Source organism: Serratia sp. JSRIV001, assembly GCF_019968745.1.
GTDB classification, from domain to species: Bacteria; Pseudomonadota; Gammaproteobacteria; order Enterobacterales; family Enterobacteriaceae; genus Chania; species Chania fonticola_B.
The window spans coordinates 1,239,608-1,256,025 of the sequence record NZ_CP074147.1 but is presented as its reverse complement, the minus strand read 5'-3'; the positions used below and the strand labels follow the sequence as shown (position 1 = coordinate 1,256,025).

Annotated in this window: 18 protein-coding genes; all 18 read left to right on the top strand. The window is 58.2% G+C overall.

Annotation, left to right across the window (positions count from 1 at the left end; genetic code table 11):
- The first annotated feature begins 1 nt into the window (after nucleotide 1).
- The 18 genes from terL (at nucleotide 2) to KGP17_RS05510 (ending at nucleotide 16,411) form a co-directional block, all read left to right on the top strand.
- Nucleotides 2–1,645 (top strand): phage terminase large subunit, encoded by a 1,644-nt coding sequence (gene terL / locus KGP17_RS05595; RefSeq protein ID WP_223499001.1) that lies wholly within the window; start codon nucleotides 2–4, stop codon nucleotides 1,643–1,645.
- Nucleotides 1,645–3,228: a DUF935 domain-containing protein gene (locus tag KGP17_RS05590; RefSeq protein WP_223499000.1), complete on the top strand. Its 1,584-nt coding sequence runs from the start codon at nucleotides 1,645–1,647 to the stop codon at nucleotides 3,226–3,228. The genes terL and KGP17_RS05590 overlap by 1 nt, the downstream gene beginning before the upstream one ends.
- A complete protein-coding gene (locus tag KGP17_RS05585; RefSeq protein ID WP_223498999.1) occupies nucleotides 3,215–4,378 on the top strand; it encodes a phage minor head protein in 1,164 nt (387 codons plus the stop codon). Before KGP17_RS05590 ends, KGP17_RS05585 begins: the two co-directional genes overlap by 14 nt.
- Complete coding sequence (locus tag KGP17_RS05580; RefSeq protein WP_223498998.1) at nucleotides 4,375–4,914, top strand: phage virion morphogenesis protein; 540 nt, start codon at nucleotides 4,375–4,377, stop codon at nucleotides 4,912–4,914. The genes KGP17_RS05585 and KGP17_RS05580 overlap by 4 nt, the downstream gene beginning before the upstream one ends.
- 208 nt (nucleotides 4,915–5,122) lie before the next feature.
- Nucleotides 5,123–6,217, top strand: coding sequence for a phage protease (locus tag KGP17_RS05575; RefSeq protein ID WP_223498997.1), 1,095 nt, complete (start codon nucleotides 5,123–5,125; stop codon nucleotides 6,215–6,217).
- Between the two features lie 4 nt (nucleotides 6,218–6,221).
- A complete protein-coding gene (locus tag KGP17_RS05570; RefSeq protein ID WP_223498996.1) occupies nucleotides 6,222–6,620 on the top strand; it encodes a hypothetical protein in 399 nt (132 codons plus the stop codon).
- Between the two features lie 14 nt (nucleotides 6,621–6,634).
- Nucleotides 6,635–7,543, top strand: a complete 909-nt coding sequence (locus KGP17_RS05565; protein WP_223498995.1) for a Mu-like prophage major head subunit gpT family protein — start codon at nucleotides 6,635–6,637, stop codon at nucleotides 7,541–7,543.
- A gap of 3 nt (nucleotides 7,544–7,546) precedes the next feature.
- Nucleotides 7,547–7,960 carry an HI1506-related protein gene (locus tag KGP17_RS05560; protein WP_223498994.1) on the top strand — a complete coding sequence of 138 codons (414 nt, stop codon included), beginning with the start codon at nucleotides 7,547–7,549 and terminating at the stop codon, nucleotides 7,958–7,960.
- Nucleotides 7,961–7,962: 2 nt separating this feature from the next.
- A complete protein-coding gene (locus tag KGP17_RS05555; RefSeq protein WP_223498993.1) occupies nucleotides 7,963–8,394 on the top strand; it encodes a gp436 family protein in 432 nt (143 codons plus the stop codon).
- A complete protein-coding gene (locus KGP17_RS05550) occupies nucleotides 8,391–9,059 on the top strand; it encodes a DUF1834 family protein (RefSeq protein ID WP_223498992.1) in 669 nt (222 codons plus the stop codon). The genes KGP17_RS05555 and KGP17_RS05550 overlap by 4 nt, the downstream gene beginning before the upstream one ends.
- Nucleotides 9,040–9,291, top strand: a complete 252-nt coding sequence (locus tag KGP17_RS05545; RefSeq protein WP_223498991.1) for a DUF2635 domain-containing protein — start codon at nucleotides 9,040–9,042, stop codon at nucleotides 9,289–9,291. Before KGP17_RS05550 ends, KGP17_RS05545 begins: the two co-directional genes overlap by 20 nt.
- Complete coding sequence (locus KGP17_RS05540; protein ID WP_223498990.1) at nucleotides 9,284–10,705, top strand: phage tail sheath C-terminal domain-containing protein; 1,422 nt, start codon at nucleotides 9,284–9,286, stop codon at nucleotides 10,703–10,705. Before KGP17_RS05545 ends, KGP17_RS05540 begins: the two co-directional genes overlap by 8 nt.
- A gap of 13 nt (nucleotides 10,706–10,718) precedes the next feature.
- Nucleotides 10,719–11,093: a phage tail protein gene (locus tag KGP17_RS05535; protein WP_223498989.1), complete on the top strand. Its 375-nt coding sequence runs from the start codon at nucleotides 10,719–10,721 to the stop codon at nucleotides 11,091–11,093.
- Nucleotides 11,090–11,488, top strand: coding sequence for a hypothetical protein (locus KGP17_RS05530; protein WP_223498988.1), 399 nt, complete (start codon nucleotides 11,090–11,092; stop codon nucleotides 11,486–11,488). The genes KGP17_RS05535 and KGP17_RS05530 overlap by 4 nt, the downstream gene beginning before the upstream one ends.
- Entirely contained in the window at nucleotides 11,488–11,643 is a 156-nt protein-coding gene (locus tag KGP17_RS05525) for a hypothetical protein (protein WP_223498987.1), read from the top strand. Before KGP17_RS05530 ends, KGP17_RS05525 begins: the two co-directional genes overlap by 1 nt.
- On the top strand, nucleotides 11,633–13,873 hold the full coding sequence (locus KGP17_RS05520) for a phage tail tape measure protein (protein WP_223498986.1): 2,241 nt from the start codon (nucleotides 11,633–11,635) through the stop codon (nucleotides 13,871–13,873). The genes KGP17_RS05525 and KGP17_RS05520 overlap by 11 nt, the downstream gene beginning before the upstream one ends.
- Nucleotides 13,873–15,225: a DNA circularization protein gene (locus KGP17_RS05515; protein WP_223498985.1), complete on the top strand. Its 1,353-nt coding sequence runs from the start codon at nucleotides 13,873–13,875 to the stop codon at nucleotides 15,223–15,225. The genes KGP17_RS05520 and KGP17_RS05515 overlap by 1 nt, the downstream gene beginning before the upstream one ends.
- Nucleotides 15,209–16,411 (top strand): phage baseplate assembly protein, encoded by a 1,203-nt coding sequence (locus KGP17_RS05510; protein ID WP_223498984.1) that lies wholly within the window; start codon nucleotides 15,209–15,211, stop codon nucleotides 16,409–16,411. Before KGP17_RS05515 ends, KGP17_RS05510 begins: the two co-directional genes overlap by 17 nt.
- The last annotated feature ends 7 nt before the right edge of the window (nucleotides 16,412–16,418 follow it).

Below are 16,418 nucleotides of genomic sequence, written 5' to 3'. Positions count from 1 at the left end.
CGTGGCAAAGCGGAAAATATCGATAAAGGAATTTCAGAAGGAATTACAGGAGTATATCGCCAACCTTCGCCAGACCATCGAAGCCGAGTGTCTGGGTTTCGCTGTCGACCCGCAGGCGACCAACGCGCGATGCGCTGCCGTGGCCGATCCGGTCACCGGGTATGATTATTTTGTGGAGACGTATTTCCCGCACTACGTCCGTAACCCGGCAAAAAGTGAACTGCACAAGTATTTATTCAAGCGACTGCCGCAGATTATCGCCAGCCCTGACGGTGAGAACGACGCCATCGCGGCCCCGCGTGGCGAAGCAAAATCGACGCTGGTCAGCCAGTTGTTCGTTTTGTGGACCCTTATTCGAGCTATCAAGCATTACCCTGTCATCATTATGGACTCGATAGACCAGGCGTATCCGATGCTGGAAGCCATCAAGGCGGAACTGGAGTTTAACCCACGTTTAAAAAACGACTTCCCGGAGGCGTGTGGCCAGGGACGCGTCTGGCGGATGGGGACCATTGTCACCGCCAACAATATCAAAGTCACGGTCGCGGGTAGCGGTAAAAAGCTGCGTGGTCTGCGTCATGGCCCGTACCGTCCTGACCTGGTTATCCTGGACGATATCGAGAACGACGAGATGGTCCGCAACCATGAGCAGCGGGACAAGCTTCACGACTGGTTAACGAAGACCGTCATGCCGCTCGGGGAAGCGGGCGGGAAAACCGATATCGTCTACATCGGTACTATTCTCCACTACGATTCCGTTCTCTCCCGAACGCTGGATAACCCGATGTGGAAAACTGCCCGATTTAAGGCTGTGATCCAGTGGCCCGCCAACATGAAGTTGTGGGACGAGTGGGAAGAACTGATCCGCAACAAGCAGGTACAGGAAGCCGAACGCTATTACATCGAGAATGAGGCCGCCATGCTGAAGGACGCGATCGTTTCATGGGCGGCGCGTCCGCTGCTGGCACTGATGAAAATCCGCGTTCGTGACGGTCACGACACCTTCGACAGTGAATACCAGAACGACCCGGTCAGCGGCGAGGATGCGCTGTTCGTGGGCTGTATCAATTTCTGGGTGAACCGGCTCAACGAATGGGTATTTTATGGCGCGGTTGACCCGAGCCTCGGCAAGAAGAACAAGAAGCGTGACCCGTCCGCCATTCTGGTCGGGGGCTTTAATCGCTACACCGGGATCCTGGACGTTGTGGAGGCCGATATCCGTCGCCGTTTACCCGATAAAATTATTGAAGACACCATCAAGTACCAGCGCGAATGGCACTGCCTTTGCTGGTCCATTGAGGCGGTCCAGTTTCAGGAGTTTTTACGCACCGTGTTAGTTGAACGTTCCGCCAAATTAGGCGTCCCGGTTCCGGCGCTGCCGGTCATTCCGCTGGAAGATAAGGCCCTGCGTATCGAGTCGTTACAGCCGCACATGGTCAACGGCCTGATCCGTGTCAGTCCGGCACACCAGACCCTGATTGACCAGCTCAGACACTACCCGAAGGCAGACCACGACGACGGCCCGGACTGTCTCGATATGCTCTGGCGGCTTGCGGTCTCACGCAGTGCGAAATTTCAGGTCCACACGCCACGCGGTGCTTCGCGTGATCGTGATGGTCGTTTTGGTTCAGGAGGGGGCTGGTAATGGCCATTGTTGACAGGTACGGGCAACCGTTACAGCGCGAGGCCCTGAAGACGGCGCAGACGGTGAAGGTGGCGGAGCGCCTGCGCATTTATCCCGATCACCCGTCACGCGGGTTGAATATTCGCCGCCTGCCGCGCATTCTGGAAGCCGCCGAGCAGGGCAACCTGTCCGCTCAGGCGTGCCTGTTCGGCGATATGGAAGAACGCGACGGCCACCTGTTCGCCGAGATGGAGAAGCGGCGCAATGCGCTGTTAACGCTGGACTGGTCCATCGAGCCGCCCCTGAATGCCAGCGCTGAGGAGTTGAAACTCACCGCCGCCGTGGCCGATTGGATGGGCGGGATCCCCAATATGGAAGACGTCATCCTCAACGGCATGAGTGCCGTCGGCTATGGCTTCAGCTGTCAGGAGATGGCGTGGGAACGGGTCGATAACATCTGGTTGCCGGAGTCGCTGACCAAGCGCCCTCACCACTGGTTTAACACCTTGCCGGACCAGGGCGACGAAATTCGTCTCGACGATGGCAGTTATCAGGAGGGGAAAAGTGGATCGGCGCTGTGGCCGTTTGGCTGGCTGGTTCACCGCAACAATGCCCGGTCTGGTTTCATCGGCTCGTCGGGACTGTTCCGCGTGTTGGTCTGGCCGTATCTGTTCAAGAACTTTGCGCTGCGCGACCTCGCCGAGTTCCTGGAGATTTACGGCCTTCCTGCACGTATTGCCTACTACGCTCAGGGGACCAGCGACGAAGACCGCGACCAAATCCTTCAGGCGTTGGTCCATCTCGGTCATGAGGCCGTGGCCGCCATTCCGCAGGGGAATGAAATCAAGTTTGAAAGTGCGGCGAGCGGGCGTGAAACGCCCTTTATGGCGATGATCGACTGGTCGGAACGTACCGTCTCCAAAGCGATTTTAGGCAGTACGCTGACTAGCCAGGCCGACGGTAAAACCTCGACCAACGCGCTGGGGAACGTCCACAACGAGGTCCGCCACGATATCCTGACCGCCGACGCCCGTCAGTTGGAGGGGATGTTTCTAAGCCTCACCCAGATGATGGCCGCCCTCAACGGCTACGGCCATATCAGAACGCGACGCCTCCCGCGTTTTGTCTTCGATACCCAGGAAGAAATCGCGTTTAAAGACTGGGCCACGGCCCTGGCCACGCTGGTGAACGATGTCCGTCTGCCGGATATCCCGCAGTCGTGGGTCCGCAAAAAAATCGGCATCCCGACACCGAAGGATGGCGAGCCGGTGCTGGCGCTGCCTGCGGTCAGCGATAACACCGCCAGCCTCAGCCGTATTCGTGAGGACCTGCGCCTGGCCGCGTTGAGCCAGGCGAAGGAAGACGACGACCCGGCACAACGCGCCATCGACCGCGCCGACCTCCCAGCAGAGGCGATTAATCAGGGGATGCAGGCGTTACTGACCCCACTGGTTGCCGCACTCCAGCAGGGCCACAGCGCGGATGAGGCAATGAACATCCTGGCGCACGCGTGGCCGACCCTCCCGGATGCAGCACTGCGGCAGTTGCTGGAGCAGGCCCTTTTTGTTTCGGATATCTGGGGGCGACTGAATGCCGACAGCTGACGATGTTGATCTGGGGTACGCCTACACGCTGGCCCCAGAAGAGGCGATCCGTTATTTCGAAAGCAAGGGCTACGCCATCGGTTTCAACTGGCACGACGTGCAGACGGTGGCCCATGCCCGGGCGTTCACGGTCGCGGGCGTTCTGAAACTCGATGTGTTGCAGGATATCCGGGGCGGGTTGCACTCGGCACTGAAAAACGGCGACACCTATCAGGAGTTTGTGAAGACCCTGCAGCCGGTACTGGAGGCGAAGGGCTGGATGGGGAAAGGACTGGTCGCCGCTCCTGATACCGGGGAACTCCAGGGTAAGCAGTTAACGCCGCGCCGACTACAGACCCTGTTCAACACCAACATACAGTCCAGCTATAACGCAGGCCGTTACGTTCAGCAGATGGCCAACGTGGCCGACCGTCCCTATTTTGAGCGCGTCGCCGTGATGGACATCCACACCCGGCCCAAACATGCCGCGCTGAACGGTTTCACCGCCCCCGCAGACGACCCGGTCTGGGAATTCCTCTACACCCCCGACGGGTACGGTTGCCGCTGCCGTATACGCGCCCGCTCGCAGTCTGACGTCGACAAGTATGGTCTCAACGTTCAGCGCAGCGAAGGTCGCCTGGTGGAGGTTGAGCAAGAATACTGCCAGCCCGGGAAGACCATCAAGACGATGGGTCTCACGATGCCGGATGGCAGCGTCTACACCGCCGACCCGGGGTTCGGGTTCAATCCGGGCAAGGTGGCCTATCAGCCGCAACTGGAAAAGTATGATTACCTGTCGGCGCGTCAGTACGTTACCGGCTCCCTGACCGGTCCCGATTTTGCACAGGGCCTGAAGAACGTCACGCAGTTGGACAAACAGCAGCACTACCCGGTCGCCGTGCTCTCCCCGTCCCAGGTCAGGCAGACCGCCGCCGAGTTTCAGGCGGTCAACATCGGTGCAACTGTCATGCAGCAGTTAGCCAGCACTGGCGCACCGCCCAGGCTGTCAGATTACGTCCTGATGCAACAGACCATCGAGAACGCGCAGCAACTCACGCAGGACGGTAAAGCCTGGCGCTATGCGATGAAATCAGGCGACCGCTGGTCGGTGGCCACTGTCGATGGTGACGAGCTGATCGCCTGGTCAATGCAGGACACCCCGGGGACATGATGGACATTAAAATAGACCTGACCGCCTATAACACCACGCTGGGAAAACTCATCCGCTCAACGACCCAGCGGCATGACCTGATGACGGCGCTGGCGGGCACCCTGCTCGATGTGGTGGAAACCAATTTCCAACACGAGGGCCGCCCCAAGTGGATGGGCTGGAGTCCTGCCTATGCCAGGCAACGCGGTTCCGGACAAATCCTCCAGAAGTCCGGGCGACTGGCGGCCAGTATCCGCGCCGCCGTAACGAATGACGACGCCACGGTCGGGACAAATGTTCGCTACGCGAGGATCCACAACGAGGGCGGCGAGATTAAGCACTCGGCCAAAAGCCAAAATCTCTATTTCAAGCAGTACAAGAACGGCAGCGTCAGCCGCCAGTTCGTCAAAAAGCGTAACAGTAATTTTGTGCAAAGTGCCACGGTCGGTGCCTATACCGTGAAGATGCCAGCGCGTCCATTCCTGCAAATTGTTGACAGCGATATTACTGATCTGGAAGACACCGCCAATCGCTATTTTGCCCGAGTGATTGACTAAGTGCATACAAACGCGCTGTAATCCCCGCTACGCGTTTTTGTCCCCTTGAATGCAGTCCGATGGCTCTGACCCGGTTAAAACCGCGCAGGCGCGTTTTTAAAAAGGGTTTAAAAGCGGTTTGGCCTCCAGTCCCCCCTGCATTAAACACACCTAAGCGCTGAACCCTCTCAGCCGCTACCGATATTCCAGGCGCGTCATCATGCGTGTCATGAAAACACGTATCGCGGCTTTAGCCCTCGAAATCAACAGCACCGCCAACGAGATCCAGCTGTTCCCCGCCGGGGAGTTTGCTGGCGTCGATGGTCGTCCCTTCGATGTCGACGGCGGCAAATGGATCATTAACGCCGAGTTGGCTGCCGCTCTGGTGGCGCAGGTCGACGCGGCAAAAAACCCTTTCGTCATTGACTACGAACACCAAACGCTGCACAGCGCCAAGAACGGCAAGCCCGCCCCGGCTGCGGGCTGGTTCAGCAAGGTGGAATGGCGTGAAGGCGATGGTCTGTATGCGATAGGCGTCGAATGGACGGCCAACGCGGCGGCGATGATTGCGGCAAAAGAATACCGCTTTATTTCCCCCGTCTTTAGCTACAACAAACGTGGCGAGGTTCGCCAACTGCTTCACGCCGCGCTCACCAACACCCCCGCGTTAGACGACATGGACGAGGTGATGCTTGCCGCTGCCAGTCGTCTGGCGTCCTTATCAACCGAATCGGAGACCACAACCGTGGACGAAGAATATTTAGCAGAGCTACTCACCAGCATTCGCTGGATGCTGAACCTGCCCGTCACTGCAACCCCGGAAGAAATCAAAGCCGAACTTCAAAAAGTGATCGACGCGATTTCGACGGGCCAGGGAACAGCTGCCGCCTCTGTCGGGCTGCTTGCGCTGCTGGCTCAACGCGATGAACAAATCGCCAGCCTGTCAGCCAATGCGTATGACCCCTCGAAACACTCCCCGATTGAGGTCGTCACCGAATTACAGACGCGCCTGGCGGCAATGTCGCAAACCTCCAGCACCGCTGAAGTCGACACGCTGGTTCAGGCCGCACTGTCGGATGGCCGCCTGTTGTCGGTTCAGGAGCAATGGGCGAAGGACTACGGCAAAAAGGACCTGGCCGCGCTCAAGTCCTGGCTGGGCAACGCCCCGAAAATTGCCGCCCTGACTCATCAGCAGAGCGAGGATTTTATTCCACCGAAGCCGGAAGACAAAATCAGCGTGGCGCAGTTAACCGCCGAACAAATCGCACTGTGTAACCAGTTCGGCAACGACCCGGCAGAAATGGCCAAATTACTGAAGGATTAACACTATGGATCGTAATACGTGGCGTAAAGACGGGCTGCGCATCGCCTTAAAGGTCGCCAGCGGTGTGAAAATTTACGGGGGCCATATGGTCGCCATCAATGAGGAAGGTTTCGCCGTGCCCGCCGACAGGGGCAGCGACACCGATAATCTGGCGGTCAGCGGTGTTTCCGACGAGTTCGTGGATAACACGGGCGGCGCAGACGGCGACGTGATCGTGCTAATCCGGCGCGGTGGGGCTTTTTGCCTGGCTAACAGCGCATCCAAACCGGTGACGCAGGCGTTGGTCGGCAGACGTTGCCAGGTGCAAGACAGCGTGACCGTCGCCGTTGATGCCACCTCGAAACGCACTGCCGGTACTGTGATCGAAGTGTCTCCAGACGGCGTCTGGGTTTACATCTCTTAAGGAGTCATAAAAAAATGATTGTTAACAAGGCGAATATTCAGCTGTTTTTCGTCAACCTTAAAACCACGTTTAACGGGGCATTAAAAACCGCCCCGACGCAGTGGCAAAAGGTGGCGATGAAAATCCAGTCAACGGGGCGCGCCAATGATTACAGCTGGCTGTCCAGCTTCCCAGGTATGCGTAAGTGGATTGGTGACAAGGTCATCAAATCACTGGCGGCCTTTAAATACACCGTCATTAACGATGACTGGGAAGCCACCATCGAGGTCGACCGCAACGACCTTCAGGACGACCAGACCGGGATTTATGCCATCCAGGCCAAATCCGCGGGAGAATCGGCGGCACAGCTGCCTGACGATCTGGTCTTTGGGCTAATTAATACGTCGTTCAGCACCCCGTGTTACGACGGCCAGTATTATTTTGACACCGACCACCCGATGGGCGATGGCGTCTTCTCCAACAAAGGGACAAAAGCGCTGTCCTGCGCCTCTCTTGCAGCGGCTCAAGCGTCGTTCGGGGTGGCGCGTACCCAAATGCGCAAGGTCAAGGACGATGACAATCGACCGCTGAATGTGAACCCGAATATTCTCCTGGTCCCGGTAGCCCTGGAAGACACCGCTCGCACTCTGATGACGGCTGACCGCCTGGAGGATGGCAAGGTCAACATATACAAGGGGACCGCCGAGGTTGTCGCCGAGCCGCGTTTAACCAGTGACACCGCCTGGTTCCTGCTGGACACCAGCAAAGCGATCACGCCGTTCTTCTATCAGGAACGTGAAGCCCCGCACCCGGTTGAACAAACCGATCTCAATGCGGACGATGTTTTCAACCGCAAAAAATTCAAATTCGGCGCAGAAGCTCGCGGCGCGGCAGGTTTTGGTCTGTGGCAACTGGGCTACGGTTCTATCGGAACGGAGGCATAAGACATGGAAAAGGTTATCGACATCACCGCCAAACGCGACGGTTTTCGCCGTTGCGGTATGGCCCACAGCGACACCACTCAGACCTGGCCGCTGGATACGTTCACGCCTAAACAGATTGCGGAGCTTCAGGCCGAGCCGATGCTGGTCGTGGCCATCCGTAACCAGGACGATACGGCAAACAGCGGAGGCGGCCAGCTCGATGTGCTAAAGCAAAAGGTTCTCCAGCTTGAGGGGGATATTCAAATCCTGGTGACGCAGGAGTCCACCGCCAAGGATGAGATCGCCACGCTGACCAAAGACCTGGAAACGGCCCGTCAGTGCGTGACTGACCTGACTGCTGCACTGGACACCGAACGTCAGACATCTGCTGACCTGGCGACGCAGTTGGCGGCCGCCACTGAGAAGAAAGGGAAATAACCATGCCCTACGCCACACCAGAGCAGTTCGTTAAAACCTTCAGCGAACGGGAGACCGTTTCACTGACCGACGAAAAGCGCACCGGCACGGTCGACAACGACAAGCTGACCTTTGCGCTGGAGCGTGCCAGTAACGTCATCGATGGCTACCTGGTGGGGCGTTACAAAACACCGTGGCCGGACAGCCCGGGGATCCTGATCGGCTACTGCTGCGACATTACCCGCTACCAACTGGCCACGGATCACCGGATTTTGTCCGAGGAAATGCGCCTGCGTTATGACGACGCGATCAAGTTTCTGGAGAAAGTGGCCAGCGGCAAGATAAACCTCGGGCGCGACACGTCCGGTGGCGTGATCCCGTCATCGTCTCAGATGCGGATTTATTCGGGTGTTCGCCAGTTCGGTCGTGAGTCTACTGACGGGGGGGCGTTTTGATCACCGATATTGAACTGGCCCTGGTCGACCGTCTGCGTCGTGGTCTTGGGCAGATGATCCTCGATGTCACGACCTACGCAGGCGAACTGGACGACGACATGGGGAAAATCCTCCGTCGCCTCCCTGGTGTCTGGGTCACGTTCGGCGGGATCCAAAAGACCGAGCGTTGCAGCACATCTCGCCAGAAGCGGAGAGTGACGGGCCGTTTTGTGGTCGTGGTCGGCGACTACAACACCCGTGACGAACAGAGTACCCGGCACGGCGGCGTCAATCTCAATGAGGTGGGGACCAACCTCCTGGTGGAGTCGGTGCGCCGACTCATCACCGGGCAGGATTTGGGGATGAAAATCGACTATTTCGAGCCTGGTCGGGTCCGCACCTTGTTTAACTCGAAAACGGAAGACAAGGCGGCATCGGTCTTTGCCTGTGAATTTGATACGACGTGGATTGAACTGGCGCTGGAGAATGGCCAATGGCCTGAGCGATCGACAGACGCGGACGCACCGGATGCCGCGTTTAATACCTACAGGAGTCAACTGTCTGACCCAGACCCTGATTTACTGCATATCGGGATGCGCTATCACTCATCAGGAACGGTAGCGGCAGATGACCCCGAAGACCTGCTCGAACTGAGGAAAGAGAACAATGGCAACAATCAAGGTTAAAGCAGCCCCGGGGGTGGATAAATTCCCGAAGGAGCGCGACGTAAAAAACTACATCACCGGGGAGCCGGTCGAGGTTGAAAGCTCGGCCTATTACCGCCGCGCCCTCAAAGAGGGCGATTTGCTGCGGGTTAATGAGGTTACACCGCCAGCGACGTCCGGCAGACAGGCTCCGGCCAGCAAAGCCGACACCGCGCAGGATAAAGCAACCAAGAAGGCGTCAGAAAATGAGTGAGATCCAGTTTGACACCATCCCGAACAGCATCCGCAAACCGGGAGTATACATTGAGTTTAACACCCGTCTGGCGGTTAACACGCTTCCGGGGAACCCTCAGCGGGTTCTGGTGATCGGGCCGATGTTACCCTCCGGCACTGCCGAGCCGCTGACCCCAGTCTCTGTGTTCTCTGACGACGAGGCCGCGACTTATTTCGGCGCGGGTTCGCTGGCAGCCAACATGGCCAGCGCGGCCATTACCGCCAACCGCTACCTTCAACTGGATGTTATCGGTATTGAAAATGGAAACGCCGGGGTGGCCGCGAGCGGTGGCTTGAAGATTGCAGGCACCGCCACAAAGAGCGGGACGATCACGGTGTGGATTGCCGGGAAACAGGTTGCGGTGAACGTGGGCAGCGGCGACAAGCCCGACACTATCATTCCAGCCCTGGTGGCAGCGATGGCGCAGGATCCGACGCTCCTGGTCTCCGGTGCGTATGACTCACAGGACAGCCAGCTTACGCTCTCCGCCCGCACTTTTGGCGAATGGGGTAACGGTATCACGCTACAGGCCAGCACCACCGCCAGCGGCCTGACGCTCACCCTCACTCCCATGGCGGGCGGTGAAATGGACCCCGATATTCAGCCCGCGCTGGATGCCGTCTTTGCGGCGGGCCATAACATCCTGATCTGCCCGTTCAGCACCGATGACGCACTGGCGGCGCTGAGTGAACACCTGACCAGCACCGGTAGCGCAATGGAGCAACGTGGCGCGGTCGGTTGTGCGGGCTGGGTCGGCAGTCTCGGTACGGGGACGACGCTCGCCGCCCAGGTGAACAACGGGCGAGTGTCCATTCCCTGGTATCGCGGGTCGCAAAAGTTGCCCGCCATCCTTGCGGCAACGTATGGCGCAGTGATGGCCAGCGAAGAAGACCCCGCCCGCCCACTCAATACCCTCCCGCTGAAAGGGATGGATATTGTTTCCATGACGCAGCGAGAAGGCCGCAATGAACAGGAAAGCGCCTTGTATAACGGTCTTACCCCGATTGAGGTCGGCCCGGGTAATACGGTGCAGATTGTCCGTGCGGTCAGTTCGTACATCGTCAATCAGCAAGGCGTCGAGGATCCGGCCCTGCTGGATATTACCTCTATCCGTACGTTGGATTACACCCGGAAAGCCTGCCGTGAACGTATGAGCCTGCGCTTTCCGCGTGAAAAACTCAATATACGCACACCGCCAAAAGTTAAAAGCGAGCTTTACGACGTGCTGACCAAGCTGGATGACGCGGAAATTCTGGAGAACGTGGCCGCCAACAAGGACAAGCTTATCGTCAAGCCAAGTGAGTTTGATCCAAACCGCTGTGATTCGGTCATCCCGGTTGACGTCGTCAATGGCCTGCATGTTTTCGCAGGCCGTATCGATATGATTTTGTAAGGAGGGTTACCGCATGGCGCTTGAAGAATACGTCGGTTCGATTGTGCTGGAGATTGACAGCCAGGAAATCGAAATCACCGACCTGGATGTACAAATCGCAACGGGCCGCAAGCTCGTTAAAACGATGAACAAAACCGGCAAGGCAAAAGGCTTCTCCCGGGGTATCGCGACCTATGAGCTGTCTGTATCGGCGGTTATTCCTGATACCGACGAGCCGGACTGGGAGGGTCTGGAAGGCGTGAAGATCTCCATTTACCCCCTGAATAACAGTGGTAAACGGACGTCATACCTGGATTGCTTCACCCTGGATGTGGGTGAGAAATATACGGTCGACAATGAAGCTAAAGTCGATATCAAACTGGCTGCTTTGAGGAAGGTTGACGCATGACACAGGTCAAGACAGAGACCGGGACCCTGCTGGATGGGATCCCGTTCGGTGACACCGTCCATTGTGAATTTGAGATCCGCTTGCCGGTGATGAAGATGACCGGCCAGGCCCTCGAAGACACGGAGGAAAAATACGGCACCATTGAAGGCTACGCGGCTGATTCGTTCTACAGAACGGCGGTTTTTGCGTTGGCGCTTATTCGCCTTGGCGATATTCCTGCTGAGGCGCTGACGGCGGAGCTGTTAAACGACAATCTGACCGAAGACGACTATGACGTACTGAGTGCAGCGATTAAGCGACTGAAGGTAAAGCGGAACGGCGGGAATCCCGGCTCGCCGGGATCAGACTCGCCGCCCTTGCCCTCGGGCGATACGGCATCACCGAAGAACACATAATGCAGATGAGCCGTCCGGAACTGGACGGCAGACTGGCGGCCCTCAGCAAACTGAACGGCAACAAGCCCGGTAAAAAGGATCCTGCCGTCACTCACAAGTCCTTTAAGTCCCGCAGAACGAAACGTAAAAAAGGGAAAACGCGCAATGGCCGGTAACTTCAAAGTTGGCATGACCCTGACGGCAAAGGATGACGCCTCTGCGGTACTGGCCAAGGGCCTGAAACTCACCACCAAAGCCGCTAGCGATGCGGAAAAGGCGGTCGGAAGCGCTGGCGACGCGGCGAAGAAAAGCAGCGAGCAAGGTGCTCGAGGGGCCAGAACAGCGGCGGATGAGTCCCGACGCGCTGCGGCAGCCCGTGAAAATCTTGGCGTTCGTGCCGAGCGTACCATCCAGCGAGAAATAGCCCAGACCATCGCCAGTTACAACCGACTGACGCGTAGCGGCGTTGTATCCGCCCAGGAGCAGGATAAAGCCTTCAGGTCGATGAAAGGCCGCATCCGGGAACTGCGCCAGGAAATGCGCGGATTCAGCCGGGTGGCTGAAGCCAAACGCATTGGCGGTAATACCATGAGCATTGCGGGAGGGCTGGCCGCTGGTGTCGCCATGACAGCCGCCCCCGTAAACCGTCAAATGGTTTATGAACGCCAGCTCTCCATGATGGCGAATACTGCATTCAGCGACGGCGGCCAGGCCGGGCGGTTGGCGGGACGTGACAAGCTGAAAACCAGCATTCGCCAGGCTGTCGGTTACGGTGGTGGCACCAAAGAAGACGCCTCGGAAGCGATGAACCAGATGCTGGCCAGCGGCGTGGTGTCTTATGACTCTGCGAACACGCTACTGCCGGAAATTATGAAAAGCGCCACCGCCTCCGGTGCGTCTGCGCTCGACCTTGCCACGCTGGCCATCAAGGGAAAGCAGTCTTTCGGCCTGAAGGATGAAGACATTTCCACCATGTTGAATATGTCCATCGCCGCAGGTAAAGCCGGTAACTTTGAACTCAAAGACATGGCTCGCTGGCTGGCACCACAGATGGCCACTGCGGGGGCTGCGGGGATGAAGGGCATGGACGACTTCGCCAAGCTGTTGACCCTGAACGAAGTCGCCGGGGTCACGGCAGGCAGCAGCGACGAAGCCGGGAATAATGTCGTCAACCTGCTGGCCAAACTCACCAGCCGTGAGGCGGCAGACTCCGCTGCCCGTATCAAGATCAACGGCCACGGCATCGACTTGCCTGGCACACTGGCGAACGCCCGTGAAAAAGGGATTGACCCTATCGAAGCATTCTCCCGGGTAGTGGATAAGGTTGTGGGCAGCGATAAACGCTATCAGCAACTCCAAGCGAAGATGGCCAGCACGAAAGACGATGGCGAACGCAGAGCCGTGATGGAGTCGATGGCCAGTCTTCTGGAAGGGAGCGGCGTTGGTAAAATCATGGCAGATCGCCAGGCGCTGATGGCCTTGCTGGCTTACCGTAACAATCCGGAATACCGAAAACAGGTCGAGGCTGAGATTAACCAGCAGCGCACCTTGCCTGTCGGCAAACGGGCCGGGGATGAAGATTTTGCTTTTATTACAAGCACCAACGATTACAAGGTTGAGCAGGCAAAGAACACGGCCGATTTTGCGCAGATGGACAGCGTAAAAAGTCTGGCCGATGCGGCGGGGGCAGCGTCGGGAAAATTGACAGACCTGGCGCAAGAATTCCCGGGGTTGGCGACTGCCGCCGCCGGGGCGGCGACCGCTATCCAGTCGATGACCGCTGCGGCAGTGGCCTTTGCAGGACTCAAGTTTATTAGCGGAGGGGGGAAAGGTGATGGCGGGTTATCAGACACCGTCGACAGTCTGAAAGACACCGCTGGCGTCGCGGAAACACTGGGCATAGGCGTTTCGGGTGCGCTCGGGGCAGCGTCAAAAATAGCCGGTCCCGCCATGGCCGTGACCTCTATTGCCACGTTTACCACGGATGAGGAAGATACCGCATTAAACGGCAGCGAGGAACGCTGGAAACAGATCCGCGCCAACTACCCGCAGTCCACCATCGACGCCGCCCGGAAAAAATACCAGCCCTGGTATCAGTTCGGAGAAGGTTACTCAACGGAAAACGAGCAATGGATCCAGCGTTATCTGGCCGACCAGCAGAGCAGCGCCGGGAATGCGTCCGTTTCGCCAGACCAGGTCACTGCCGTCACGCAAGGAGGGAGCGGTCAAGGTACGACACCCGGGGTGAGGAACAACACGCCCCCTCAGCAGGCACAAGCCGGATCACCGCCCACGACCCCGGTTAATGTCACGACACAGTTGGTCGTTGATGGCCACGTTCTGGCGGAGGCGGTCAACGCCTACAACGTGCAGGACGGTAACAGAGGCACAGGAGGATCCCAATAATGGGCTGGGCTGACAATCTGCAAATCGCATCATTCAGGGGCGTGACGTTTGACGTCACGGCCACAAACGAACAAATCAGCCGCGACCACGCGCAGTATGAATACCCACACGTCGACGGTGCAGACGTGAAGGACCTGGGGCGCAAGCCAAGGACGTTCCGCTTGACGGCGTTTCTGTGGGGTAATACTTACGAATACCGGTTACAGCGCTTGATGGCGGTCCTGGACGAGCCTGGCGACGGCGAACTGATCCACCCGGTCTATGGCTCTGTCCCGTCAGTCATCGTCACCCGTTACGACATCCAGCACGATGCAGAGGCTCCTGACAGCTGCACGGTGGAGCTGAACTTCCTGGAGAACAGAACCGGGTTCAGGCTGTTCAGCACGGCATTACCGGAGATGTTCGGCAGTGCATTATTCGACGAACTAGACCAGCTCACCGACGAGTTGGGCGACTTTTTCGCCGCGATCACTGCGCCATTAAATACCGTTAACAGTCTCATTAAACGGGGTAAAACCATTGAGTCCGCACTCATTAACACGCTGTTGACCTTTAAAAGCGACGTGCGCTTTAGCGCCGAGCAGTGGGTCGGGCTGGCCAGTGCCCCTGATACGTTTATTCAGGAGCTGGGCAACGTTCTGGAGGTTCACACGGCGAACGTGGCCAGCGCAGTGCCCTCACTGGCACTGTCCGCTCCCGTGACGACACTCGGGATAGCTCCCCGCGCCCCTGACGTGGCAACGCCATCGACCGTGATCTCCAGTTGGAATGAGATTGTCAGCGACATGGACAGCCTGGTCGACTTGCCGGAGTCCTTTATTAATGGCGACGTGACCCCGAGCGTCCCGCTGCCATCGGGTTCGTCGCTGTCTGACGTGCAGGACGTTAAAGCGGCGTATTCCATTTCAGCCGTGGCGGAGTTGGCCAGCGCGGCCTGTGCGATATTATCAGATGAAGCACAGACAACCTTACTCACACCTGACGATATCGAACGGCTGGTCCACGACGTCCGCACCCGGATCCAGTCTGCCATCACGTTCTTGCGTTCACGTTACGAGCCAGCGCGGGCGCTGATAACCGAAACCACGGCACCGGTCGGGATCATGTGGCTGACGCTGGTCGACCGACTGGAGACCATCGGGCTGGCCGTACAAGGTTTAGGTCTGCTGGTCCTGTCGCGTCGACCACCGCTGACGCGTAAACGCGTCCAGACCGATAGCTGTCTGCGCCTTCTGGCGCATGACTGGTACACCGACCACAACCGCGCAGCAGAGTTGCTTCGCCTCAATCCACAGGTTCGGGATCCGAACCTCATCACCGCCGGGATGGTTCTCAATGCCTACGCAAAATGATGACCGGGAAGTGATCAGCCTGGTCATTGCTGGCCGATCTCACGCCGACTGGTCAAGCTATCGCATCGACAGCGATTTTCTAAAGCCTGCGGACGCCTGGCAATTATCGCTTGGCCTGCCGGATAAGGTCTTTCCGGCGGACATTGTGCGCGGCGCGATCGTCAGGCTACAGGTGGGCGGTGAGACCGTCCTCAGTGGTCGGATTGATACAGTCAGCCGCATTGTCTCCCGGCAAAACTATTCGCTGGCACTGAGCGGGCGCGATGACGCGGCCATTCTGGTCGACTGCGCCGCGCCGGTGTTCAGTGCCAACCAGCTTGGCCTGGACGACGTGATCGAGAAGATAGTTCGCCCCCTGGGGATCGGTAATATCCGCATACAGGCCGACAGTGCGCCACGTAACGACAAGGTGACGATCGAGCCGGGAACACGCGCATGGGACGCACTGGAAAAAGCCGCCGCCGGTCGCGGTCTCTGGCCCTGGATGGCGGCTGACGGGACGTTAATCGTCGGTGGCCCTGACTACTCGGCAAGCCCGGTCGCTACGCTGGTTCTGAAGAATGACGGTGCGGGTAATAACGTATTATCCCTGGAAGATAACCGCTCCATGAATGGCTGTTTTTCAACGCTGACCGCGCTGGCACAGAGCCACGCCCGCAGCGCAGACAGTCAGAGTGATACCGCGCCGCTCCCCATCGATATCTGGGACGATAACGGTGGCGTCAGACGCAACGCCGTCAGCGACAATACCGTTGACAGCCAGACAGGCACCCACAATATGAAGGCCGTCGCCACCGACCCAACGGTGTCGTATTACCGTCCGCAGATCATCACCCTCGGGGACACCAACAACAGGGAGCAGGTGAACTACAGAGCAAAAAAAGAGATGAGCGACGCCCGTCTGTCAGGCTGGGATATCAGCGCCGAGGTAGCGGGCCACAGAACCCCGGAGGGCATCCTGTGGGAACCTGGTCAGCGGGTCCGCATTGTCAGTGAACCCCACGGACTGGACGCCATTTTCTTCCTGATGGGTCGCCAGTTCAGTGGAGGGCGCAATGGCCAGACCACCCGCCTCAGATTTAAAGAGGATGGCGTGTGGATCCCCGACGCGTTCCCGCGTGAGAAAAAACGCCGCCACCGCCGTGGCAAGAAAGACAATAACGACGTGGCCATTGTGGACGTATAAGGGGATT